19 protein-coding genes are annotated in these 24,259 nt (G+C 59.7%); 14 read left to right on the forward strand and 5 right to left on the reverse strand.

Annotated features, from left to right (window positions below; all coding sequences use genetic code 11):
- Positions 1-46 precede the first annotated feature (46 nt).
- The 9 genes from ATU_RS03120 (at position 47) to ATU_RS03160 (ending at position 9,647) form a co-directional block, all read left to right on the forward strand.
- Entirely contained in the window at positions 47-916 is an 870-nt protein-coding gene (locus ATU_RS03120) for a S49 family peptidase (RefSeq protein ID WP_035256271.1), read from the forward strand.
- Between the two features lie 20 nt (positions 917-936).
- Entirely contained in the window at positions 937-1,131 is a 195-nt protein-coding gene (locus ATU_RS03125; RefSeq protein ID WP_006313103.1) for an NfeD family protein, read from the forward strand.
- 100 nt (positions 1,132-1,231) lie between these two features.
- Complete coding sequence (locus ATU_RS03130) at positions 1,232-2,194, forward strand: glycine--tRNA ligase subunit alpha (protein ID WP_006313104.1); 963 nt, start codon at positions 1,232-1,234, stop codon at positions 2,192-2,194.
- A 247-nt stretch (positions 2,195-2,441) separates the two neighbouring features.
- A complete protein-coding gene (locus ATU_RS26655) occupies positions 2,442-2,609 on the forward strand; it encodes a hypothetical protein (protein WP_236762256.1) in 168 nt (55 codons plus the stop codon).
- Between the two features lie 193 nt (positions 2,610-2,802).
- A complete protein-coding gene (locus ATU_RS03140) occupies positions 2,803-3,354 on the forward strand; it encodes a LemA family protein (protein WP_006313108.1) in 552 nt (183 codons plus the stop codon).
- Positions 3,355-3,428: 74 nt separating this feature from the next.
- Entirely contained in the window at positions 3,429-4,706 is a 1,278-nt protein-coding gene (aroA, locus tag ATU_RS03145; protein WP_010971031.1) for a 3-phosphoshikimate 1-carboxyvinyltransferase, read from the forward strand.
- 22 nt (positions 4,707-4,728) lie between these two features.
- Positions 4,729-6,666, forward strand: a complete 1,938-nt coding sequence (locus tag ATU_RS03150; RefSeq protein ID WP_010971032.1) for a DUF2207 domain-containing protein — start codon at positions 4,729-4,731, stop codon at positions 6,664-6,666.
- Between the two features lie 100 nt (positions 6,667-6,766).
- Complete coding sequence (glyS, locus tag ATU_RS03155) at positions 6,767-8,920, forward strand: glycine--tRNA ligase subunit beta (protein WP_010971033.1); 2,154 nt, start codon at positions 6,767-6,769, stop codon at positions 8,918-8,920.
- Positions 8,921-9,152: 232 nt separating this feature from the next.
- Complete coding sequence (locus tag ATU_RS03160; RefSeq protein ID WP_010971034.1) at positions 9,153-9,647, forward strand: 2-thiouracil desulfurase family protein; 495 nt, start codon at positions 9,153-9,155, stop codon at positions 9,645-9,647.
- Positions 9,648-9,700: 53 nt separating this feature from the next.
- Here the strand turns inward: ATU_RS03160 and ATU_RS03165 are convergent, their stop codons facing one another.
- From ATU_RS03165 to purD, 3 genes are all read right to left on the reverse strand, one after another.
- Positions 9,701-11,524, reverse strand: coding sequence for a methyl-accepting chemotaxis protein (locus ATU_RS03165; protein WP_010971035.1), 1,824 nt, complete (start codon positions 11,522-11,524; stop codon positions 9,701-9,703).
- Positions 11,525-11,848: 324 nt separating this feature from the next.
- Positions 11,849-12,358, reverse strand: coding sequence for a plant virulence effector HPE1-like domain-containing protein (locus ATU_RS03170; RefSeq protein WP_010972616.1), 510 nt, complete (start codon positions 12,356-12,358; stop codon positions 11,849-11,851).
- Between the two features lie 155 nt (positions 12,359-12,513).
- Positions 12,514-13,785, reverse strand: a complete 1,272-nt coding sequence (gene purD, locus ATU_RS03175) for a phosphoribosylamine--glycine ligase (protein ID WP_010971036.1) — start codon at positions 13,783-13,785, stop codon at positions 12,514-12,516.
- Positions 13,786-13,986: 201 nt separating this feature from the next.
- On the opposite strand from purD, the gene ATU_RS03180 reads away from it, so the two are divergent.
- The 4 genes from ATU_RS03180 to ubiA all read left to right on the forward strand — a co-directional run bounded on the left by ATU_RS03180 (position 13,987) and on the right by ubiA (position 19,762).
- Entirely contained in the window at positions 13,987-16,311 is a 2,325-nt protein-coding gene (locus tag ATU_RS03180; protein ID WP_010971037.1) for a Tex family protein, read from the forward strand.
- A gap of 168 nt (positions 16,312-16,479) precedes the next feature.
- Positions 16,480-17,736: a cyclopropane fatty acid synthase gene (locus ATU_RS03185; protein WP_010971038.1), complete on the forward strand. Its 1,257-nt coding sequence runs from the start codon at positions 16,480-16,482 to the stop codon at positions 17,734-17,736.
- Positions 17,737-17,888: 152 nt separating this feature from the next.
- Positions 17,889-18,689, forward strand: a complete 801-nt coding sequence (locus ATU_RS03190) for a MipA/OmpV family protein (RefSeq protein WP_010971039.1) — start codon at positions 17,889-17,891, stop codon at positions 18,687-18,689.
- Between the two features lie 119 nt (positions 18,690-18,808).
- Entirely contained in the window at positions 18,809-19,762 is a 954-nt protein-coding gene (ubiA, locus tag ATU_RS03195; protein ID WP_010971040.1) for a 4-hydroxybenzoate octaprenyltransferase, read from the forward strand.
- Positions 19,763-19,838: 76 nt separating this feature from the next.
- On the opposite strand, the gene ATU_RS03200 is transcribed toward ubiA, so the two are convergent.
- Entirely contained in the window at positions 19,839-20,405 is a 567-nt protein-coding gene (locus ATU_RS03200) for a DUF6101 family protein (RefSeq protein WP_010971041.1), read from the reverse strand.
- Positions 20,406-20,772: 367 nt separating this feature from the next.
- On the opposite strand from ATU_RS03200, the gene ATU_RS03205 reads away from it, so the two are divergent.
- A complete protein-coding gene (locus ATU_RS03205; protein ID WP_010971042.1) occupies positions 20,773-23,211 on the forward strand; it encodes a DUF1217 domain-containing protein in 2,439 nt (812 codons plus the stop codon).
- A gap of 40 nt (positions 23,212-23,251) precedes the next feature.
- Here ATU_RS03205 and ATU_RS03210 read toward each other — a convergent pair whose 3' ends face one another.
- Positions 23,252-24,202: a LysR substrate-binding domain-containing protein gene (locus ATU_RS03210; RefSeq protein WP_006313123.1), complete on the reverse strand. Its 951-nt coding sequence runs from the start codon at positions 24,200-24,202 to the stop codon at positions 23,252-23,254.
- Positions 24,203-24,259 lie beyond the last annotated feature (57 nt).

Genomic DNA, 24,259 nt, shown 5'->3' on the forward strand with positions numbered 1-24,259 from the left:
GCGATACATACATCCGTGACAACAAGATAATTGACGCGAGGATTGATTGGTGGGTTTTCTGAAGCATCTGGTGCCGAAACGCTTTCGCAAAAAAGAGCTCGTCATACCCGTCGTGCGCATGCAGGGCGCGATCATGGCCGGCGGCAACCAGTTCCGCCCCGCCCTCAATCTCGCCTCCTACGCGCCGCTGCTTGAAAAGGCCTTCGCCGTCAAGGACGCCCCGGCGGTTGCCATCTCGCTGAATTCGCCAGGCGGCTCGCCGGTGCAGGCGCGGATGATCTATAATCGTATCCGCCAGCTTGCCGAGGAAAAGGACAAGAAGGTTCTGATCTTCGTGGAAGACGTGGCTGCCTCCGGCGGCTACATGATTGCGCTTGCTGGCGATGAGATCATCGCCGACCCCACCTCCATCGTCGGTTCGATCGGCGTCGTATCCGGCGGCTTCGGTTTTCCGGAAATGCTGCGGAAGATCGGCGTGGAGCGCCGCGTCTATACCGCTGGCGAAAACAAGGTCATCCTCGATCCGTTCCAGCCGGAAAAGGAAGGCGATATCGATTACCTGAAGTCCTTGCAGGTCGAAATCCACAATGTCTTCATTGATATGGTCAAGATGCGCCGGGGCTCGAAGCTGAAGGGCGACGACGCACTCTTTTCCGGCCTGTTCTGGACCGGCATGCGTGGCCTCGACCTCGGCCTGATTGACGGGCTGGGCGACATGCGCGAGGTTTTGCGCCGCCGTTACGGGACAAAGGTCAAGCTTCAACTCATCAGCGGCGGGCGTTCGCTGTTCGGCAAAAAAGTGCCTGGCGTGAATATGGCGCTCGGCCTCAATGCTGAAAGGCTCGCGGCAGGCGCCGTCTCGGGTCTTGCGGAGGTTGCCGAAGAAAAGGCATTGTGGTCGCGTTTCGGTCTATGATGTCGCAGGAATAAGGCCTTATGGCGCAGCTCATTACAATTCTTCTTCTGCTGGTGGGGTCCATCATCCTCTATCGCCGCTTTGTTCGCGATGCGGAAAAGCTGTCGGCGAAATCGAAACAGCGCGAAAAGGAACGCGAGACCGGCGCCATCGGCACGCTGATCAAGGACCCGGATACCGGCGAATACCGGGTGAAGCGCGAGGATGAGGCGTAAGGCTGCGGCTTTACGCATAAAACCTTGACCCCCACGCCATGCCGTGGCACCAGTCCGCATCCGAAGTAAGTCACTGCTTACTTGTCCTCCTAACGCCGCGATGACTGAAATGACCGATATTCCCGACCATATGAACCCGAAGCGTTCCTTTCAGGCACTGATCCTGACGCTGCACAATTACTGGGCCGACAAGGGCTGCGCGGTGCTGCAGCCCTACGATATGGAAGTGGGTGCGGGCACGTTTCATCCGGCCACGACGCTGCGCGCGCTGGGCCCCAAGCCGTGGAAGGCCGCCTATGTGCAGCCGTCGCGTCGTCCTTCTGACGGTCGTTACGGGGAAAACCCCAACCGGTTGCAGCACTATTACCAGTATCAGGTCATTCTGAAGCCCAACCCGTCCAACCTGCAGGAACTCTATCTCGGCTCGCTGAAGGCGATCGGCCTCGATCCACTGCTGCATGATGTGCGCTTCGTTGAGGACGACTGGGAAAGCCCGACACTCGGCGCCTGGGGTCTTGGCTGGGAATGCTGGTGCGACGGCATGGAAGTGTCGCAATTCACCTATTTCCAGCAGGTCTGCGGCATCGAATGCTCGCCGGTCGCGGGCGAGCTGACCTATGGTCTGGAGCGTCTGGCCATGTATGTTCAGGGCGTCGACAATGTCTACGACTTGAACTTCAACGGTCGCGAGGGCGAAGAGAAGATTTCCTATGGCGACGTCTTCCTACAGGCCGAGCAGGAATATTCCCGTCACAACTTCGAATTTGCCGATACATCAATGCTGCATCGCCATTTCATCGATGCGGAAAAGGAATGCCTGGCGCTTCTCGCTGCCGGCGCGCCTGGTGACAATGATAATCAGCGCCTGCACAAATGCGTGTTTCCGGCCTATGACCAGTGCATCAAGGCCAGCCACATTTTTAATCTTCTCAATGCTCGGGGCGTGATCTCGGTCACGGAGCGTGAGAGGTATATCGCGCGGGTACGTGACTTGGCGAAAGCCTGCGGCGAAGCCTTCCTGCTGACGGATGCCGGCGGGCTGAACTGGAACAGGGCCGCCTGATTTTCGAGGGCAGTTTCACGCCAAAGTTTCAATAAATTTGAAAGGCCGTTCTTGACGGCCTTTTATTTTGTGTTGATTGTTCCAGGGAAAAATCAGCATGGATTTGATTATGAATATTAGAAGCTTACGCTTTTTGCCCGTATTGATGCTCGGATGTCTTCTTAGTAACGCGGCGGCTGCCGAAACAACCGAATGGATGAGCGGCAAGGATGCATTTCCGCGAGCAGATAAGCTGCGGACGTTCGGGATGATCGTTACTCGTATGGATTGCAAGGACAGCGGCCAGCGATCGCTTGATGTCGATAGCGCGCTCGTCCGCATGCACTACACGCGTAACACGAAGATGCTCGACTGGAGAATAGACGGCTGGAACCATCTGCAGGAGAACAAGGACTATTGGGCGGAACGCGGCTAAACGCTTGCCTCTCACACCGTTTTTGTAAGGAAGACATCCGGTCTGCGATTATATTGCGCCGTCTACAATAAATGACGTGGCGCGCTGGTGCGGTTTTCTCTTCCTCGCAAAAAGGGAGAGAATGACCGAAGCCCCATGACTTTGCGGCGATGAGCCGCTATCGTGCGCGCATCGAAGCTGGGAATCGCAATTCATGTTCATCACGCTGGCAATCATCGCGGCAATCGCGCTTTATGTCGTCTTCATCTATAACGGCCTCGTCAAGGCGCGGCAGATGAAGGAAGAGGCGTGGTCGGGCATCGACGTGCAGCTGAAACGCCGCGCCGATCTCATTCCCAACCTCATCGAGACCGTCAAAGGTTATGCCGCGCATGAAAAAACCACCTTCGAGGAGGTGATCGCCATGCGCAACCGGGCGCAGGCCGTGCCGGCGGGTGATGTTGAAGGCCGTGCCCAGGCGGAAGGCCTGCTGTCGCAGGCGCTCGGCAAGCTCTTTGCGCTTGCTGAAGCCTATCCCGATCTGAAAGCCAACACGAACTTTCTGGAATTGCAGCGGTCGCTGGAAACCATCGAAGGCGAACTCCAGATGTCGCGCCGTTATTACAATGGTGCCGCCCGCGATCTCAACGTCAAGGTGGAGAGCTTCCCGTCCAATCTGGTTGCCGGCCAGTTCGGGTTTGCCAAGGCGCCGTATTTCGAGATCGACAACCCGGCCGACCGCGCCGTGCCGACCGTGAAATTCTAAGCACCGGCTCCCAATCTCCCGCCGATATTCCGATAGCCCGGCTCCGTGCCGCATTCTTTGACAAGACGACGATCATGATCGAACTGACCATCACCCCGCCCGGCCACCCGCTTTCCGGCAAGGTGGAGCCGCCCGGCTCCAAATCCATCACCAACCGCGCGCTTCTCTTGGCCGGCCTCGCCAAGGGCAAAAGCCACTTGTCAGGCGCCCTGAAAAGCGACGATACGCTTTATATGGCCGAAGCTCTGCGGGAGATGGGCGTGAAGGTCACCGAGCCTGACGCCACCACCTTCGTGGTGGAGGGAACGGGCGTGCTGCAGCAGCCGGAAAAGCCGCTGTTCCTCGGCAATGCCGGCACCGCCACGCGGTTCCTGACTGCCGCCGGGGCACTTGTCGATGGCGCCGTCATCATCGATGGGGACGAACATATGCGCAAACGCCCGATACTGCCGCTGGTGCAGGCGCTGCGGGCTCTCGGCGTGGAAGCGGATGCGCCAACCGGCTGCCCGCCTGTCACCGTCCGTGGCAAGGGTATGGGTTTTCCAAAGGGCAGCGTCACCATCGACGCCAATCTCTCCAGCCAGTATGTGTCGGCACTGTTGATGGCCGCCGCCTGCGGTGACAAGCCCGTGGATATCATCCTGAAGGGTGAGGAAATCGGCGCGAAGGGCTATATCGACCTCACCACATCCGCCATGGAAGCCTTCGGAGCGAAGGTGGAGCGGGTCAGCAACGCCATCTGGCGCGTGCATCCGACCGGTTACACGGCAACCGATTTCCACATCGAGCCGGATGCCTCCGCCGCCACCTATCTCTGGGGCGCGGAGCTTCTGACCGGCGGTGCTATCGATATCGGCACGCCCGCTGACAAATTCACTCAGCCGGATGCCAAGGCTTATGAGGTCATGGCGCAGTTTCCGCATCTGCCCGCCGAAATCGACGGTTCGCAGATGCAGGACGCCATTCCAACCATCGCGGTTATCGCCGCCTTCAACGAGACGCCGGTGCGTTTCGTCGGCATCGCCAATCTGCGCGTCAAGGAATGCGACCGCATCCGCGCCGTCTCGCTCGGCCTCAACGAAATCCGCGAGGGTCTGGCGCATGAAGAGGGTGACGACCTGATCGTACATGCCGATCCGTCGCTCGCCGGGCAGACGGTCGATGCCTCCATCGATACCTTTGCCGATCACCGCATCGCCATGAGTTTTGCACTGGCGGCGCTCAAGATCGGAGGCATCGCCATCCAGAATCCCGCCTGCGTGGCCAAGACCTATCCGGGCTACTGGAAAGCGCTTGCCTCGCTCGGCGTCGACTATACCGAAAAGGAAAGCGCTGCCGAGCCGCAGCACTGAAGCCATTAGGGAGGGATCACCCGTGAAGACCATCGCCGCAAGACTTCTCGCGCTGTTCGTCTTCCTGGGCGTCGCCTTCCCGGCCTTTGCCGAGGAATTCATCCGCTCCTACCACTCCGTCGTCGAGGTGGCGGCGGATGGCAAGCTGACGGTGACGGAAACCATCACCGCCCGTGCCGAAGGCCAGAACATCAAGCGCGGCATCTTCCGCGATTTCCCGCTTTATGCGCTTGATGCGAATAACCGCCGCACCCGGGTGGATTTCAACGTCGTATCCGTGGAGCGCGATGGTGCGCCGGAGAACTGGCGCACCGAAAATATCGACGGCGGCATCCGCATCTATACGGGCAGCGCCGAGCATTTTCTGCCAACCGGCGAACACATCTTCCAGATCACCTATACCACCGCCCGGCAAATCCGTTTTTTCAGCGATTATGACGAGCTGACCTGGAACGTCACCGGCAATGGCTGGCAGTTTCCGATGGGCGAGATTTCCGCGACCATCACGCTGCCGCGGGGCGTCAAGGCCACCGATACCGCCGTCTTTACCGGTCCGCTGGGCGCGAAAGGCAGGGATGCCCGGATCCTTAGCGAAGGCAATGAAGTCTTTTTCGCCACCACCCGCCCGTTTTCGGTGGGTGAGGGCATGACGGTTGCGGTCAAGCTGCCCAAAGGAGCCATCGCTGCCCCTGATACCTCGCAGGAGGCGGGCTGGTGGCTGCGGGATAATCTCGCCATCCTGCTTTCGGGCGGCGGGCTTTTTGTCGTGCTGCTTTATTACCTCAGGGCCTGGTTCGCGGTGGGCCGCGATCCGGCCAAAGGCGTGGTCGTGCCACGCTGGGATGCGCCGGAGGGTCTTTCACCGGCTCTGGTCAATTATGTCGATAACCGCGGTTTTTCCGGCGCGGGTTGGACGGCGCTCTCCGCCTCCGCACTTGATCTGGCAGTCAAGGGTTATGTCGTTCTGGAGGATCTGAAGAACTCCATCGTCATCCGCCGCACGCAAAAGCAGGCGGGGGCCGAGTTGCCCAGCGGGCAAAAGACGCTGTTGTCCTCCATCGGTAGTCCGGGCGAGACGCTCACCATCGACAAGGCGCATGGAACGGAAGTCGAAAAGGTCGGCAAGCAGTTTCGTGCAGCGATAGAGAAAGAGCACCGCGGCAAATATTATCGCAGCAATGCCGGTTACATCGTTTTCGGCATCCTCCTCAGCATCGCCATCATCGTCGCGACGCTGGTGTTTGGCGACCTCGATGAAAATGCCATTGTCGCCGTCATGGTATTCGGCTTCTTTGGTTTCTTCTTCAGCGTTTTGTCGATCGGCATCGGCCGGCAGTTCTCGCGCGGCGCGTCGTTGAGCAAGCGCATCGGCGGCATCGTCATGCTGGCCTTTGCCGGTTTTGTGGCTTTTTCAGTCATTGGCGGCATCGCCACGCAGATCCTGCTGGATGTAACACACGACACCAAGTCGCTGGCACTGGCGGCCATCGGCGGCATCGTGCTCACCAATGCGCTGTTCCTGTTCCTGATGGGCGCGCCGACGCCGCTCGGCCGCAAGCTGATGGACGGCATCGAAGGCCTCAGAACCTATCTGACGCTGGCGGAAAAGGACCGGATGAATATGGCGGGTGCGCCGGCCATGTCGCCGCAGCATTTTGAAACATTGCTGCCCTATGCCGTGGCGCTTGGCGTTGAAAAACCGTGGAGCCGCACCTTCGAAACCTGGCTTGCGACGGCCGCCGCTGGTGCCGCCGTGGCAAGTTACGCGCCCGGCTGGTATGCGGGCAGCAATTACGGCAGCTTTGGCGACAGGATCGGCGGCTTTTCCACCTCCATGGCCAGTACCATCGCCTCCACCATTCCCCAGCCGGTCAGTTCCTCCGGCTCCAGCTTTTCGGGCGGTGGCGGCGGCGGTTCTTCCGGCTCGGGTGGCGGCGGTGGTGGCGGCGGCGGCTGGTGATGCGCGCCGGCGGTAATTTAACCGAATGCATTGGTGACTTTTGCCGCGTTGCTTGCTAAGCCGACCGCAATCGTCCGACAACAGATAAAGTCCTGATCCCATGCCCGATCTTCTGCTTGAACTCCGCTCCGAGGAAATCCCCGCCCGCATGCAGCGCAAGGCGGCGGGCGATCTGAAGAAACTCGTCACCGACGCTCTGGTGGAGAGAGGGCTGACCTATGAGGGGGCGCGCGAATATTGGACGCCGCGCCGCCTCACGCTGGATATTCGTGGCCTCAACGCCCGCTCCGCCGATGTGCGCGAGGAAAAGAAGGGCCCGCGCACCGATGCCAATGAAAAGGCCATCGAGGGCTTTCTGCGCGGTGCCGGCCTGAACGATATCTCGGAAGCGCAGGTCGTTTCCGATCCGAAGAAGGGCGATTTCTACATCGCCATCATCAACAAGCCCGGCCGCCCGGCGGAAGAGATCATCGCCGAGGTGATGCCCGGCATCATCCGCTCCTTCCCCTGGCCGAAATCCATGCGCTCCGGCCCGGCTTCCATGCCGAAGGGTTCAAGCTATGCCGGCATCGAGGGCAAGGGCTCGGAAAGCCTGCGCTGGGTGCGTCCGCTGCAATCCATCGTCTGCCTGTTCGGCCCCGAACATGACGAAACCCAGGTCATTCCCTTCGTGATCGATGGCATCGTCGCGGGCAACATCACCTATGGTCACCGTTTCCACGCGCCCGGCCCGATCACCGTGCGCCGTTTCGAGGATTATGTCTCGAACCTTGAAAAGGCGAAGGTCATTCTCGATGCCGATCGCCGCAAGGATATCATCCTGCACGATGCCAAGGATCTAGCCTTCGCCAACGGTCTTGAGCTGGTGGAAGACGAAGGCCTGCTGGAAGAAGTCTCTGGCCTCGTCGAATGGCCGCAGGTGCTGATGGGCACTTTCGAGGAGGATTATCTGCAAATCCCGGCGGAAATCATCCGGCTGACCATTAAGACCAACCAGAAGTGTTTCGTTACCCGCAATCAGGGTGCGGAAGAGGGTCTTTCCAACCGCTTCATCCTGATCTCGAACATCGAGGCAAGCGACGGCGGCAAGGAAATCATCCATGGCAACGGCAAGGTCGTGCGCGCGCGTCTTTCGGATGCCCGCCATTTCTGGAACCGCGATCAGGGCGATCTGCCCGATCTGGAAACACTCAAAGATTCGGCCGCAAAATTCGACCTCGATCTGAAAAAGCCGCTCGACCAGCGCATGGCAAAGCTGGATGCGCTGAACGTTACCTTCCATGCCAAGCTCGGCACGCAGGGTGAACGTGTGGCCCGCATCCGCGAACTGGCAAAGGCACTAGCCCCTGTCGTCGGGGCCGATGGAGCGCTGGTAGACCGTGCGGTGGTGCTGGCGAAAGCCGACCTGCGCACGGAGGCAGTCGGAGAATTCCCCGAGCTTCAGGGCCTGATGGGCCGCAAATATGCGGTGCTGCAGGGCGAAAACGAAAGCGTCGCCGCCGCCATTGAAGACCACTATAAGCCGCAGGGTCCCTCCGACCGCCTGCCAGCCGACAAGGTGGCGATCACTGTTGCTCTCGCCGACAAGCTCGATACGCTCGTCGGTTTTTGGGCCATCGATGAGAAGCCGACCGGTTCGAAGGACCCCTTCGCTCTGCGGCGCGCGGCGCTGGGTGTGGTGCGTATTCTGCTCGAGAAGAACGTCCGCCTGCCGCTGCTGAGCGTTGCGCGGGATTCAGACCTTCTCTCCTTCTTCCACGACCGCCTGAAGGTCTACCTGCGCGATCTCGGCGCCCGTTATGACCTGATCGACGCCGTCCTCACACCGGAATCCGATGATCTGCTGATGATCGCCCGCCGGGTCGAGGCGCTCACCGCCTTTATTACCGGTGAAGATGGCAGGAACCTTCTGGCAGGCGCCAAGCGCGCCACGCAGCTTCTGGCCGCCGAGGAAAAGAAGGGCACCGTGGTGGCCGATGGCGTCTCGGAAGAGCTCTTGAAGCTCGACGCCGAAAAGGCGCTTTACGCCGCGATCAAGACCGCCTCTGCCGATGCCGCAAAGGCCGTCGAGGGTGAGGATTTCCGCTCCGCCATGCAGGCGCTTTCGACGCTGCGCGCGCCCGTCGACAAGTTCTTCGAGGATGTGCTCGTGAATGACGAAGATGCGGCCATCCGCGCCAATCGTCTGGCGCTGTTGAAGGCCATTCGCGAGGCGACCGGCACGGTTGCGGATTTCTCGAAGATCACGGGGTGAGGGGTTTGGGGGTAAACGGGCATTGCAGAATGCTGGGTTTCACCCCCCTCTGTCCTGCCGGACATCTCCCCCACAAGGGGGGAGATCGGATCGTTGCTACCGTTCGATCATCTTCAACGTTAAGGATTTGGCGGGGAGTGTCCCGCTTGCCGATCTCCCCCCTTGTGGGGGAGATGCCCGGCAGGGCAGAGGGGGGTATTTCGGCTTCCACGCTTGCCGGCCTCGTTTTAGAATGACCCACACACCTCCCAAAATCCTCATCAGCGCCTGCCTCCTCGGCCAGCCCGTCCGCTATGACGGCAAAGGCAAACCTCTACCCCACCCGGCAATCGAACGCTGGCGGAAGGAGGGCAGGCTGGTGACTATCTGTCCGGAAATGGCGGGCGGCATGCCCGTGCCGCGCCCGCCGGCGGAAATCGAGAAGGGGGCCTCCGGTCTCGATGTGCTGGAAGGCCGCGCCCGGGTGCTGGAAGTGAGCGGCGGCGATGTCACGGCGGAATTTATTGCCGGTGCGGAAAAGGCGCTGGCCCTTGCTGAGGCCAATGGCTGCACCCACGCGCTGCTGATCGACGGCAGTCCGTCCTGCGGATCGGTTGCGATTTACGATGGCTCGTTCTCCGGCATCAAACACGCAGGCAATGGCGTGACGGCGGCGCTGCTCGAAAAAGCCGGTATTGCGGTCTTTTCCCCGGCCGATATCGATCGGCTCGATGCGCTAACCAGTTGAAACAAAAGCGCCGGAGTTTCCCCCGGCGCCGTTGTTGATAGCCTCGGAGCGTATCACCCCGCCATGCGCATCTCGCGCGCCATGCCGTGCAGCTGATGGCCGGAGGAGACGCGGAAGCCGCGGATGAGGTTCAGCAGCTCTTCAGTATCCACCGCCAGCGCTTCCGCCGAAGCCGTGGTCTCTTCCGCCATCGCCGCATTGTGCTGGGTGGCGACATCGAGTTGGTTCAGCGACGTGGAGATCGAACGCAGGGTCGTATCCTGTTCGGCGGCCGAATGGGCGATCTTGCTGACGATCTCGTTGGCGGATTTGATCTGGTCCGAGATGCGTTTCAGCGCGTCGCCAGCCTCGCCGACAAGGCGCACGCCGTTTTCCACCTGGGCCGAAGAGCGGGCGATCTGGTCCTTGATCTCCTTGGCGGCGGCGGCGGATTTCTGCGCCAGTTCGCGCACTTCCTGCGCCACCACGGCAAAACCCTTGCCGGCTTCGCCCGCACGGGCTGCTTCCACGCCGGCATTCAGCGCCAGAAGGTTGGTCTGGAAGGCGATGACGTCGATCACGCCGATAATGTTGGAAATCTGGTCGGAGGATTGTTCGATACCGCTCATCGCCGTGATCGCCTCTTCCACCACCCGGTCGCTGCGCGTCGCTTCCGAGCTGACGGTGGTGACGCGCTTGGCGGCGTCAGCTGCACCTTCCGCCGTCTGGCGCACCGCAACCGTCAGTTCATCGAGAGCCGCGGAGGTTTCCTCCAGATTTGCGGCCTGCCGTTCGGTGCGCTGCGAAAGCTCGTTCGAAGCCTTGCGGATTTCGTCCTTCGAGCCGCCAATATCGATGCTCTTGGTGTTCACCTTGGCCATGGCGGCATCGAGATGCGTCAGAGCCTCGTTGAAATTGTCGCGCAGCGCCGCATAACGGTTGCCGAGATCGCCGCAGCGCACGGTCAGATCACCACCGGCCAGCTTCTCCAGCGCTTCGCCGATCGTGGCGACGACCCGCGCCTGCAATGCGGCCTCGTCGCGCTGCATGTCGAGATTGTTCTGGCGCTCGGCATCGAGCTGCTGCTGCTGCTCTTCCTCACGGCGCTGCATGGCATGGCGCTCGCGCACCTTGTCCTGCAGCGAGGCGGTGGCCTTGGCCATCATGCCCACTTCGTTGGTCAGGCCGGTGTGGGGAATGGCGAGCGAAACGTTCTCATTGGCCACTTCGCCGAGCGCGCGGTGAATGTCGCCGAGCGGTTTCGAAATGCCGCGGATGACGTAGAAGGCGGCGGCAAGCGCCAGCACGAAGATGAGCGCGCCAATGGACAGCGCTTTCATCACCTCACCACGAACCTGCGCATTCAGATCGTCGATGTAAACGCCGGTCACGACCACCACCTGCCAGGGCTCGAAGGCCAGCGCGTAGGAGCTCTTGGCGTAATCATTGCCTTCCATGCCAGGCTTCGGACCGTAGAAATCCGTCTGCCCGCCGCCATTGCGACCAAGCCGCACCAGTTCGTCACGATAGGCAAAGCCCTTGCTGTCGGGCTTACCCTTGTAGTTTTCCCCGACCCGTTTTGTATCGGGATGGAATTTCATCGTCACGTCGTAGTCGTAACCGAAAAGATAGCCATCGGGAGTGAAGCGCATGGCGCTGACGGTCGCGTAAGCCTGTTTCATGGCCTCGTCGCGCGAAAGCGTCCCGGCCTTTTCCTTGTCATGGAAGGATTGCAGGATGGAGATTGCGGATTGCACCTGCGTCCGCAGCATGCCGTAGCGTTCCTCATAGATCGCATCGGTGGCGGATTTCAGCTGGTAGAAGGTCGCCGCGCCGAAGGCGGCCATCAGGGCCACCACGAGAACGATCAGTTGACGGGAAATGGAAAGGTTCTTCATGGGCGCTCGCAAGGTTTGGGATCGCGCGTCGTAAAAACGCCGCGCGGTACCGATGTTTCGGAGAGGGGAGAGGCGCATGATGCGCGATGAAAGGGCCGAAGCGACTGCACGCGCTATGGCCTCTTTCTGTGCTGCATTGCACTATAAATCCACTTAGCGGCCAAAAATTTGAATAAATATTTAATTAGCGAAGGCTTTATCAGGTTGGGCTGACTGAATAAGCGGCGGAGAAAGTAATATTCCCCGCATGGTTGCGGCATTTCTTGGAGAATGCAGCGAAAGCGCGATTATTTGACGTTTGTCGTCAAAAGCGCCGCTGGCGGATCAGTTGCCGCGCAACTGGAAATCCGGGAACTGGGGCGTGTCGATCACCGAGGCGTTGGCCGGCTTGGATGCATTGTCGCTGGAGATTGCGTTGACGGCTGCCGTGGTCGCCGTCACGTCGATGCCGGCCGGCGTTGACGCCGTTTCAGCGGGATGTGCCTCGGGTGCCGCGTCGTCATAGGTTGCGATGACGGTGCCGGAGGGGTCCGTCATCCATGCGGGATTGGTGCTGACGAAGGTGACCGGCGCACCGCCAAGCCAGGCTTCGGTGCGCACCAGCGTGCGTTTGCCATCGACCTCGTGCATTTCAGTGTGCTGCGTGCCTGGCTCGATGGATGGAACGGCATAACCCTGCGCCGCGGGTTTGTTTTTCAGCGGCTGGCAGCCGGCGCAATTCAGGCGAACGAAGCTGCCATTGGTGACTTGCACGTCATTGATATATTCGATGGAGGACGCCATCGCCGACCCGCTGGTCAGCACGACAATCGCTGTCAGAAAAAGACGCTGCATCGAAACCCCCGAAATGACGGCGCGGCCTCGCAATCGAGACACAATGCGCCATGCAATAATGGGGCAAGTATTACCGGTCTTTCGTTTCCATCGGGTCAGCAAACTTGGTAAAAATTGAACGAAATAGTCGCTGCTGAGCCCATCTGCTTTAAGGATCAGGCCTTTTCGCGGGCAATGGCCTGCCAGCCGATATCGCGGCGGCAGAAGCCGTTTTCCCATTCAACCTTGTCGGCCAGCGCATAGGCGCGCGCCTGCGCTTCCGTCACGTTTCTGCCAAAGGCGGTGACATTGAGCACACGGCCGCCGGTCGCAACGAGTTTGCCATCCTTCAGCGCAGTCCCGGCATGGAACACCTTGGCTTCTTCGCTGGCCTCGGGAATATGGGCAATCGGCGTGTTCTTGTCATAAGCGCCGGGATAACCCTTGGAAGCGAGAACCACGGTCAGCGCCGCATCGTCGCGCCATTCCGCCTGCACCTTGTCCAGCGTTCCGGTGGCCGTGGCGTAGAGGATCGGCAAAAGGTCACTCTTGAGGCGCATCATCAGCACCTGGCATTCGGGATCGCCGAAGCGAACATTGTATTCGATCAGTTCCGGACCCTTGGCGGTAATCATCAGGCCGGCGAAGAATACGCCGGAGAAAGGATTCCCATCCTTGGCCATGCCTGAGATCGTCGGCTCGATGATCTCCTTCATGGTGCGCTCCACCATGGCTGGTGTCATGACAGGGGCGGGAGAGTAAGCACCCATGCCGCCGGTATTCGGGCCGGTATCGCCATCGCCGACACGCTTGTGATCCTGCGCGGTGGCGAGCGCCAGCGCCGTTTTACCATCCGAAAGGCAGAAGAAGCTCGCTTCCTCGCCGTCGAGGAAGGCTTCCACCACCACCTCAGTGCCGGCCGTGCCGAAAGCACCGTCGAAACAGTCATCTATGGCGGCAAGCGCTTCGGCTTCGGTCATGGCCACGGTCACGCCCTTGCCGGCGGCAAGCCCATCCGCCTTGATAACGATCGGCGCGCCCTGTGCACGGACATAGTCCTTGGCAGGTTCGGCCGCCTTGAAACGCTCATAAGCCCCGGTCGGAATATCGTAACGGGCGCAAAGGTCCTTCGTGAAGCCCTTGGAACCCTCAAGCTGGGCGGCGGCCTTCGAAGGTCCGAAAGTGGCGATGCCGGCGGCGCGCAGATCGTCCGCCAAACCCGCGACCAGCGGTGCTTCCGGGCCGATGACGACGAAGTCGATTGCTTTTTCCTTCGCGAAAGCGATGACGGCGGCGTGGTCTTCCACGTCGAGCGAAACGAGTGTCGCATGGTCGGCGATGCCGGGATTGCCGGGTGCGGCATAAAGCGCGTCGATGAGGGGAGACTGGGCGATTTTCCACGCCAGCGCATGTTCGCGTCCGCCGGAACCGATCAACAGAACTTTCATGGTCAATACCCCTGCAAATTCGCCAGTAACCTTGTGGCACGGGCGTTAAGGGCAGGGGGGCGAAAGGTCAAGGAGAAAGCGCCGCAAATGCCTGTCTTTCCCTTGAACTCAGCCTTTCCTGTGGAATCGTGGATACCTCTTGTTGTCACGCCACAATCAGACATTATGTTCGCCGCTCCAGACGCCACAGCAGAGAACCCCATGACCGCAGACAATGCCCGCCTCGCCTCGCTCATAGCCTCCGAAATCAATGCCCGCCCCGATCAGGTAAAGGCGGCGGTGGCCTTGCTGGACGAGGGCGCGACCGTGCCCTTCATCGCCCGCTACCGCAAGGAAGTGACCGGCGGTCTCGATGACACCCAGCTTCGAACGCTGGCGGAACGCCTCGTCTATCTGCGCGAACTCAATGCGCGCCGCGCCTCCATCGTCGATTCCATCACCGGCCAAGGCAAGATGACCGACGAGTTGATGGTCAAGATCATGCAGGCGGGCACCAAGGCTGAGCTGGAAGACCTCTATCTGCCCTATAAGCCGAAGCGCCGCACCCGCGCGGAAATCGCCCGCGAACGCGGTCTCGGCCCGCTCGCCGAAGCCATCTGGGAAAACCGCGCTGCCGATCCGGCGAAACTGGCGGAGGCCTATGTCAAGGGTGAGGTGGCCGATGTGAAGGCGGCGCTCGAGGGCGCGCGCGACATCGTTGCCGAGACCATGACGGAAAACGCCGATCTTCTCGGCCGCCTGCGTGATTACATGCGCCGGAACGCCACCTTTCGCGCCAAGGTCGTGGATGGCAAACAGGCGACGGGCGAGAAGTTTTCCGATTATTTCGACCATTCCGAGCGCTGGGCAACGGTGCCGGGCCACCGGGCGCTCGCCATGCTGCGCGGCTGGAACGAGGAAGTGCTGACATTGACGATCGATGTCGATGCGGATGATCCCTCGCCGGTGAAGCCGTCGCAGCGCACCATTGCTGCCGCTTTCGATATCCGCAGCGCCGGACCTGCCGATCAGTGGCTGATGGAGGTGGCGGGCTGGACCTGGCGCGTTAAGCTTTCCATGTCGCTGTCGCTCGATCTGATGCGCGAGTTGCGCGAGCGGGCGGAAGAAGAGGCGATCAATGTCTTTGCCCGCAATCTGAAGGATCTGCTGCTGGCCGCCCCCGCCGGATCCCGCGCCACCATGGGTCTCGACCCCGGCATCCGCACCGGCGTGAAGGTCGCGATCGTGGATGGTACCGGCAAGCTGCTGGATACCAGCACGGTCTATCCCTTCCCGCCCAAGAACGATGTTCGCGGCACGCAGGCCGAACTCGCCTCGCTGATCCGCAAACACAATGTCGAACTCATCGCCATCGGCAACGGCACGGGCAGCCGTGAAACCGAAAAGCTGGTGGCCGATCTTCTGGCCCAGCTGCCGGCTTCCGCTTCCGGCGCAAAGCCCACCAAGGTTATCGTCTCGGAAGCCGGCGCATCCGTCTATTCCGCTTCGGAACGGGCAGCAGCCGAATTCCCCAATCTCGATGTTTCCTTGCGCGGCGCCGTCTCCATCGCCCGGCGTCTTCAGGACCCGTTGGCGGAACTGGTGAAGATCGAGCCGAAATCCATCGGCGTCGGACAATATCAGCACGATGTCGATCAGGGCCGCCTCAGCCGCTCGCTTGATGCCGTGGTGGAAGATGCGGTGAATGCCGTCGGCGTCGATCTCAACACGGCATCGTCGCCGCTTCTGGCGAGGGTCTCCGGTCTTGGCAGCTCCATTGCCGATGCCATCGTTGCCCATCGTGACCAGACCGGCCCTTTCGCAAGCCGCAAGGAATTGCTGAAAGTGCCGCGGCTTGGCCAGCGCACCTTCGAACAATGCGCCGGCTTCCTGCGTATTCCGAACGGCAAGGAACCACTGGATTCCTCTTCGGTGCACCCGGAAGCCTATGGCGTTGCAAAGAAGATCGTGGCCGCCTGCGGCCGTGATCTGCGTTCGCTGATGGGGGATAGCGCCGCGCTGAAAGCGCTTGACCCCAAGCGCTTCATCGACGAGCAGTTCGGCCTGCCGACCGTCAAAGACATCATCGCCGAACTGGAAAAACCCGGTCGCGACCCGCGCCCGAGCTTCAAGACCGCGACCTTTGCAGATGGTGTGGATGAGATCACCGATCTGAAACCTGGCATGCTTCTGGAGGGCACCGTCACCAATGTCGCCGCTTTCGGCGCTTTCGTGGATATCGGCGTGCATCAGGATGGCCTCGTGCATGTCTCGCAGCTCGCCGACCGTTTCGTGAAGGACCCGCATGAGGTCGTCAAGGCGGGCGACGTCGTCAAGGTGCGAGTCGTGGAAGTGGATGTGAAGCGTAAGCGCATCGGGCTGACCATGCGTAAGGATGGCGGTGAGGCAGTGCCGCAGCCGATGCGTGAAAAGAACAATGCGGGCGCCATGCGCCACGCGACAGCCAAGCCGAAAGAACGCAACGAGGGGTCGCAATCCGGTGGTGCTCTCGCCGCCGCTTTGGCCGAAGCCATGAAGCGACGCTGACCTCTGGTTGAATTGTTTTTTGACCAAAAAGCCCCGCCGGACACGCCGGCGGGGCTTTTTGCTTGATGAAATCGTTCAATTTTTTTGAAATAAGACTATCTTGAAACTTGTGCTGAAAGGAATACGGTCAGCAAAATTGATAAGTGAGACTTAGCAATTGGGGGTGCCATGGCGTCGTCTCTGCATGTTCTTCTCGAAAAGATAATCAAGATCGGTGATCTCACCGTCAACAGCCCGGGCGGTAGCCGCACATTTGGCGACGGCACGGGAAAAAAAGTGGTTCTGAATTTTACTGACGAAGCCGCCATGCAGGAGATTGCCGCCGATCCGGCGCTCAAGCTCGCTGAAATGTACATGGAAGGCCGGGCGAAGGTCGCGAAAGGCGACATTTACGATTTCCTGGCGCTGGTGAAGGGCAATACGCTGAGCGAGGCGTTGTCCTTCGGCATGATCTGGCGTGGCATGGCCCGCATCATCGCCGCCCGCATCAAGATGCGTCTGCCGGTCAATCACAACAAGAGCAATGTCGCCCATCACTACGATCTGAGCGCCAAGCTGTTCGATCTCTTCCTCGACGAGGACTGGCAATATTCCTGTGCCTATTTCAATCCGCCTGATATCGGCCTCTATGAGGCGCAGGTTGCGAAAAAGCGGCACATTGCCGCCAAGCTGATGACCGAACCGGGCCAGAGCGTTCTGGAAATCGGCTCCGGCTGGGGTGGCATGGCGATGTATATCGCCGAAAGCGCCGGTGCTGATGTGACCGGCATCACGCTCAGCGAAGAACAGCTGCGCGTCTCGCGCGACCGCGCGGCAAAGCGTGGGCTTGCCGGCAATGTTCGCTTCGAATTGCAGGACTACCGTTACCTGCCGGCCTCGAAGAAATATGACCGCATCGTCTCCGTCGGCATGTTTGAACATGTCGGGCCGACCCATTATCGCGATTATTTCGACAAGGTAGCGGAGGTGCTGGACGACAAGGGCGTGATGGTGCTGCATTCCATCGGCCAACCCTATCCGGCGCTGGCGACCAACCCCTTCATCGAAAAATATATTTTCCCCGGCGGCTATATTCCTTCGCTCGCCGAGGTGCTGCCGGCGATCCAGAAGTCCGGGCTGCTGGTGAAGGATATCGAAATCCTGCCGATGCATTATGCGCATACGCTGCGGCATTGGCGGGAACGTTTCGTGGCGCGCAAGGCAGAGGCGGTCGCGCTTTACGACGAACGGTTCTTTCGCATGTGGGAGTTTTATCTGGCAGGCTCGGAAATGGCCTTCACCCACGAAAACTTCCATATTTTCCAGATTCAGCTCGCCAAGGACCGCGATGCCGTGCCGCATAATCGCGATTATATCGCGCAGAACGAGGCAAAGCTGCTGGAGTTCGAAAAGACGCGCCCGCCACTGGAGAAGGTTTCCTTCTGACGCTGGAGGTATTCCCCTCCGTCCTACCGGCTCAAGGCCGGTAGGACGGAGGGGAGCGCTGTACGTTTCTCCCCACGCTGGTTAATGGAATGGAAAGACAATCCCTCTAATTCTACGGGCACCTGTCTGTATTGCGTTTCTGGGGTTCTTTCATGTTCAAGCCATCAGCGGCCGTTGCCGCCTGTGTCCTGTCGCTTTTTGCTGTGGGTAATGCCCATGCTGAAGGCTGGTTTTCCGGCGACTGGTATCTGAAGCTCGGCGGCGCGGGTTTCACCGCACCGAAATATCAGGGCGACAACAAGAATGAATTCGGCTTTTCGCCCATCATTTCGCTTGGCCGTCAGGGGCAGGGTGCACGTTTCACCTCGCGCAACGACAGCGCCTCGATCTCGCTTCTGGACAATGGCCCGATCAGCATGGGTCTGGCCGGCAAGCTGGTTTCCCCGCGCGACGAAGGCGATTCGGCCGACCTGAAGGGCATGACCCGCATCAAGCGCGGCGGGGAGCTGGGCGGTTTCGCCGAAGCCTATCCGACCGACTGGCTGCGCATTCGCGGCGAAGCCCGTCAGGGCATCCGCAGCCACAGCGGCGTGGTGGCGGATCTCAACGCCGATGTCTTCACCGATATCGCTCCCGGTATTCAGGTGTCCGTCGGCCCGCGCGCGACCTGGGTCAGCAGCAAATATAACGAGCGCTATTATGGCGTCAGCGCCGCCCAGACGGCGGCTGGTGCGCCTTCGCCCTATAGCCCGGGCGGCGGCCTGCATTCCGCCGGCGTTGGCGCAGCCATCACCTGGAAGGTCACCGAAAACGCGGAAGTTGGCTCGTTCGCGGAATATCGCCGCCTGATGGGCGATGCCGCCGACAGCTCGCTGGTGCGCGAACGCGGTTCGAAGAACCAGTTCATCGTCGGCGTTCAGGCCAGCTACAAGTTCAATTTCTCGCTGCCCTGAGGGGACGGGCGATAACCACATGTGAAGCCCCGTTGCGAAGCCGCTGCGGGGCTTTTTTGCATGCGGGCGGGGTGCTGAAATCCATTCCGATTTTTTTGCCAATGCTGTAGAACCATCGCATGGTTCACCACAGCGATTTGTCAGACCGCGTTTCCGACGCGCCATCCAACAACTGGGTCTATCGGATTTTGCCGAGGCCCCTCTGGCCTTATGCGCAGCTGGCACGGTGGGATCGTCCCATTGGCTGGCAATTACTGATGTGGCCGTGTTTCTGGGCCGCAGCCCTCGCGGCCAATGCGGCAGTGGCGACTGGCGGCTTTTCCTGGGGCACGTTGATCTGGCATCTCGTGCTGTTCTTCATCGGATCGGTGGCGATGCGCGGCGCGGGCTGCACCTATAATGATCTCGCCGACCACAAGATCGACATGGCCGTGGCGCGCACCCGCTCGCGGCCGCTGCCATCGGGCCGGGTGAGCCGCGGGCAGGCCAAGCTCTTCATCGTGCTGCAGGCGCTTGCCGGGCTGGTTGTGCTTTTGCAGTTCAACGGTTTCGCTGTTATCACCGGCATAGCCTCGCTGGTCTTCGTGGCGATCTATCCCTTCGCCAAGCGCTTTACCAACTGGCCGCAATTTTTCCTCGGGCTCGCATTTTCCTGGGGTGCGCTGATGGGCTGGGCCGGGCAGTTCGGTTCTCTCGCCTGGCCGGCTGTCCTGCTTTATGTCGGTTCCATCGCCTGGACGATCGGTTATGATACAATCTACGCCCATCAGGACAAGGAAGACGACACGGCCGTGGGCATCGGCTCGACCGCGCTGCTGTTTGGAGAAAACACACATCGCTGGCTGGTTGTCCTTTATGGCACAGCCCTTGTCATGATTTTCCTGTCGTTCTGGACGGCGGGTGTTAACATTATTGCCTATAGTGGCCTTGCCGCTGCCGCCATCATGCTGTTCCGGCAGGTCTGGGTGCTCGATATCGACAACGTCGACCAATGCCTCGTGCTGTTCAAATCCAACAACCGTGTCGGCGTGCTGATTTTTGCCGGTCTCATCCTGCCGCTGCTGCTGGCGTAAGTTGCGGGAATAGGGAATACGAAAAAGCCCGGTCGCGTCATCCGCACCGGGCTTTTATGTTCTGGACTGAAGAAGATCAGCTGCGGGCGATGATTTCCTTGCCCTCGATCTTCATGCTCATGCCGAGCGAGCCGGTGGAGCGGCGAACGAGGAAGCGCGGGCGGCGATCCGCGAAATAGGAATGGCGACGGCGCGGGCGGGTATTCTGGGTTCGTACCTTGCCGAGATGTTCTTCCAGCGGGCGGGCAACGCCATCGGCTTCCACCATCAGCATGGGAATGCGGTAGGCCTCGGACCAGCTGCGCCAGTCGGCGGCGATATCGTAGAGATCATGAGCGACCAGCAGCGGAACGCAGAGGTCCGGATCGTCATGGTGCAGTTCCAGCGTCACGGTGACCTGACCGTCGCCATGGTCGATGGCGCGGGCGGCAACACCCTTGAAGGCGCGGGCTGGCAAAGCGAAGGATAAAGGCAGGCCGGAAGAGGTGAGAACCTTTCTCAGAACGGCGCCCCGTTCATCGAGAGTGACGGCGACATCAGTCGCGCCATTGGCTTTTCCATAGGTGACCTGTTGCGGAAAACGTGCCGGGTCTAACCTGAGTGTGGCGACGGCCCAGTCGGGCTTCAGAACGGTCTTGGTCATGTTTATTCTACCCTTGTTTTACCTGAGAGCCGGTTTCCGGTCTTCTCATTGGGACTTTTCGTCCTCTGATGTCAGGAGAATATCTGCCGCCTGTTCGAGACTGCTTAAAAATCGCGGTTAAGAAAACTTTGCATTCCCAAATGGTTAGCAAAACCCACTTTGGCATGGTTTCGCTTAGGTAAAGCAGATCGAGACAATGCGATTTTTATCGCCGTCAAAACTGTGCTCTTTCAAGCTACGGGCAAGGCGCGTCATGCATAGTCCTGCCAAGGCTTGCCGTGTGTCCGGATGGGCGCGCGCGAGGTGGATTTAAAACCGGAGCTTCTGGTGTCCCGAGGGGATACGCGGCGCTCCAGGGGGCATTAGGATGGTATCGACTTTTCTCAGCTACGACCTCATCAACCGCGATATGAAATCAAGCATTTCGCGCGTGTCGCAGCAGGGGCTCGTGGAGCGGCAGACGAAATATTACAAGGAGAACATCGGCAATGTGAAAAGCGTCGATGAGTTCCTCGGTAACTACCAGCTCTATTCCTATGCCATGGATGCCTTCGGTCTCGGCGAGATGACCTATGCCAAGGCCTTCATGAAAAAGGTGCTGGAAAGCGATCTGAACGACCAGAACAGTTTCGCCAACAAGCTGACCGACGAACGGTATCGCGAATTTGCCGCCTCCTTCAACTTCACGGCGTCGACGAAGACGGTCCAGACGGATGCGCAGCTCGACAAGATGATCGGTCTTTATGATACGTCGATCACCAATTTGAACGGCAGCCTTGCGGAAGAGACGCGTTATTACAAGGCGATCATTGGCACGGTGACGAATGCCGATCAGCTGCTGCGCAACGATCGGACGCGCGCCTATATCTTCCAGGTCTTCAACATCGATGAGAAGACCTATTCCTACGCCCATATCAAGGGATTGATGACGAGTGACGTCAACGATCCCAATAGCTACATCAACCAGAACTACGGCGCGGCCTATAATGACGCGGTCGAAAAGCTGACGATGAAGGGCAATATCGAACTGCATGCGCAGGTCACGGCCCGCATTACGGCGATTGATACCGACCTTGCCGGCACCGGTCTGACGGCCGAGGAGCGCACGAAGCTCGAGGCGGAAAAGGTGACCCGCCAGAACCAGCTGACCCAGCTTGAGGCCGTTCTGCCGCCAAAGGATCAATGGGACGCGAAGCTCGCGGCGATCAAGGCGGAGCAGACAACGCTGTCGAACGCCGTCACGCAATATAACAAGATGGCGCAGATCGCCAATGCTTTCGAATTCAAGAATGACGGTACGGTGGATGCCGGCGGGGCGCAGACGGCGGACAAACTGAAAGCCATCACGGACTCCTATATTGGCAGCGCACCGCGTGTGACACCGACCGTCGCCACGCTGAACCGCGATTATTTCGAATCGAAGATTGGTTCCATCACGACGGTAGAGGAACTGATGTCGGACGCGCGGCTTCTCAATTATGTCAGAACGGCCTTCGACCTGAATGACCTCACTATCGTGCCCGCAACGATCAAGAACATCCTCACCAGCGATCTCAGCGATCCGAACAATTACATCGCGACCATGGGCAAGAACGACAAACGTTACCTCGCCCTGAAAAACGCATTCAATTTTCTCCCAGATGGAACGCTTGCGGCCGGCACGACGCCGCAGACGACGACCCAGACCGCCACGACCACCAGCGGTTACATGACCCATTACAACGATGCGGACGACGCTGCAGACGCAAAGGCGCTTTCACTGTTCAAGAGCAGCATAAGCAAGGTCACGAGCGTCAATGATTTCCTCGGAACCAACGCCGTCTATACCTATGCGCTGAGAGCCGTCGGTCTCGATCCCGCCAAGGTCAACATCTCCGATATCCAGAGAGTGCTGACCAGCGACCTGCAGGATAAAAAGAGCTATGTTTATACGCTGAAGGACGACCGATACGTGAAGCTCGCCGAACTCTTCAACTTCACGAAGGACGGTTCGGTAGGTTCACCCATTCTGGCGCAGTCGGAAATCGAGCTGCAGACCATGTCGGCCGACTACATCAAGAAGAAATCGGCTTTCGGTACCGAAAAGGACAAAGAAGCCGCCCAGACTGAGGCGAAGTATTTCTCAGGCGAGATGCAGAAGATCAAGACGCTCAGTGAATTTCTGGCCAATGACCGCCTGACCAAATTCGCGATGGAATCGCTCGGTATCGACCCCAAGAGCGTCACCAAAGAGCAGCTGCAGAAAATCTTCACCTCGAACCTTGATGACAAGAACAGCTACGTCAACAAGGAGATGGACCCGGTCTTCCGTCGCCTTGTCACCGCCTTCAATTTCGACACGGAAGGCAAGCTCCTTCATGAAGACCGCAGTGCGATCCAGACCCGGCGCGGTCTCTATGAAACGCTCGACAATTATCTGACCCAGACCCTGGAATCGCAGGCCGGCGAAGAAAACGCCGGTGTGCGACTGGCGCTCTATTTCAAGCGCATGGCGGCCGGGACGACGTCCTATTATTCGATCCTTGCCGATACCGCGATCCAGAACTTCATCAAGACCACCTTCGGTATTCCGGACGAACTCGGCAACGCCAATGTCGATACGCAGGTGGCTATGATGAAGAAATACTTCGATATCAAGGATTTTCAGGATCCGGATAAGGTCAAGAAGCTGATTGCCCGTTTCACCATCATGTATGACAACAAGCAGAACGTCGCCGATCCGATCATGACGCTGTTTAATGGCAGCGGCTCGGCGGGTATCAGCGGCGACACGCTGCTGGCGGTCGCAACGTTGCGGGCACGATAAGCCGACAACAGAAAGGCCGGGCTATCCGGCCTTAGGCATCTCACCATCCCGGCAGCATATGCCCGGCGCGCAGGCGCGGCATCTTGGGGTAGGTCTTCACATCACTGTCCATCTCGTCGACAACGCTCATCGGCGAGATATTATCGAGGCAGGCGGTGATGTGGTCGGTAATGGCGTTCACCAGCGAAGGCGAGAGACCGGGGCGCTTCATCAGGCCGATCTGCACCGGCGGCAGCGGTGGGAAACCATCGGCGGCGGTCAGCACCTTCATGCCGGTGCGCAGCGCCGATTCCGGCAGCACCGAAACGGCCATGCCCGCCAGCACCGCGGCGGCGACCACGGTGGAAGACCAGCTTGTGAACAGAACCTGATAATCCCGCCCGTCGGCATCGAGCGCCGAACAGGCAAGCTGGCGCCAGTGGCAATCGCGCCGCCCGACGGCGAGCGGCACCGGCGCGTCGTCCTTCAGCGGATGGTTGGCGGAGGCGACCCAGCAGAGCGGCTCGGTTCGCACCACATCGGAGGAGCGTGCACGGGGATTATGGGTAACGAGCGCGATATCCAGTTCGCCGCGCGCCATTTTTTCGGCAAGGCTGACCGAAGGTTCGCAGACGATATAAAGCTCGACATTCGGATGGGTCTTGGCGAAACGCCCGATGATTTCAGGCATGTAGCGGTCGGCATAGTCATCAGGGGTGCCGATGCGCAGCGTGCCTTCCAGCCGGTTGTCATCGAAGGCGGCGATCGCCTCATTGTTGAGGCGGATGATGCGGCGGGCATAATTCATCAGCTTTTCGCCCTCCGCGGTCAGGCGATTGCCTCGGCCGTCTTTTGCAAAGAGCTGTTTGCCGATGCGTTCTTCAAGTCGCCGCATCTGCATGGAGACGGCGGATTGCGTCTTGAAAACGCGGTCAGCGGCTTTGGTAAAGCTGCCCGTATCGATGATGGCGATGAAGGTATGCAGCTGGTCGATGTCGAGAGGTGCGGACATGGAGTGTCATCCATCAGAATGATTGATGTCTCACATTAGAAACATTCGTTGGACTGA

Source organism: Agrobacterium fabrum str. C58, from assembly GCF_000092025.1.
GTDB lineage: Bacteria > Pseudomonadota > Alphaproteobacteria > Rhizobiales > Rhizobiaceae > Agrobacterium > Agrobacterium fabrum.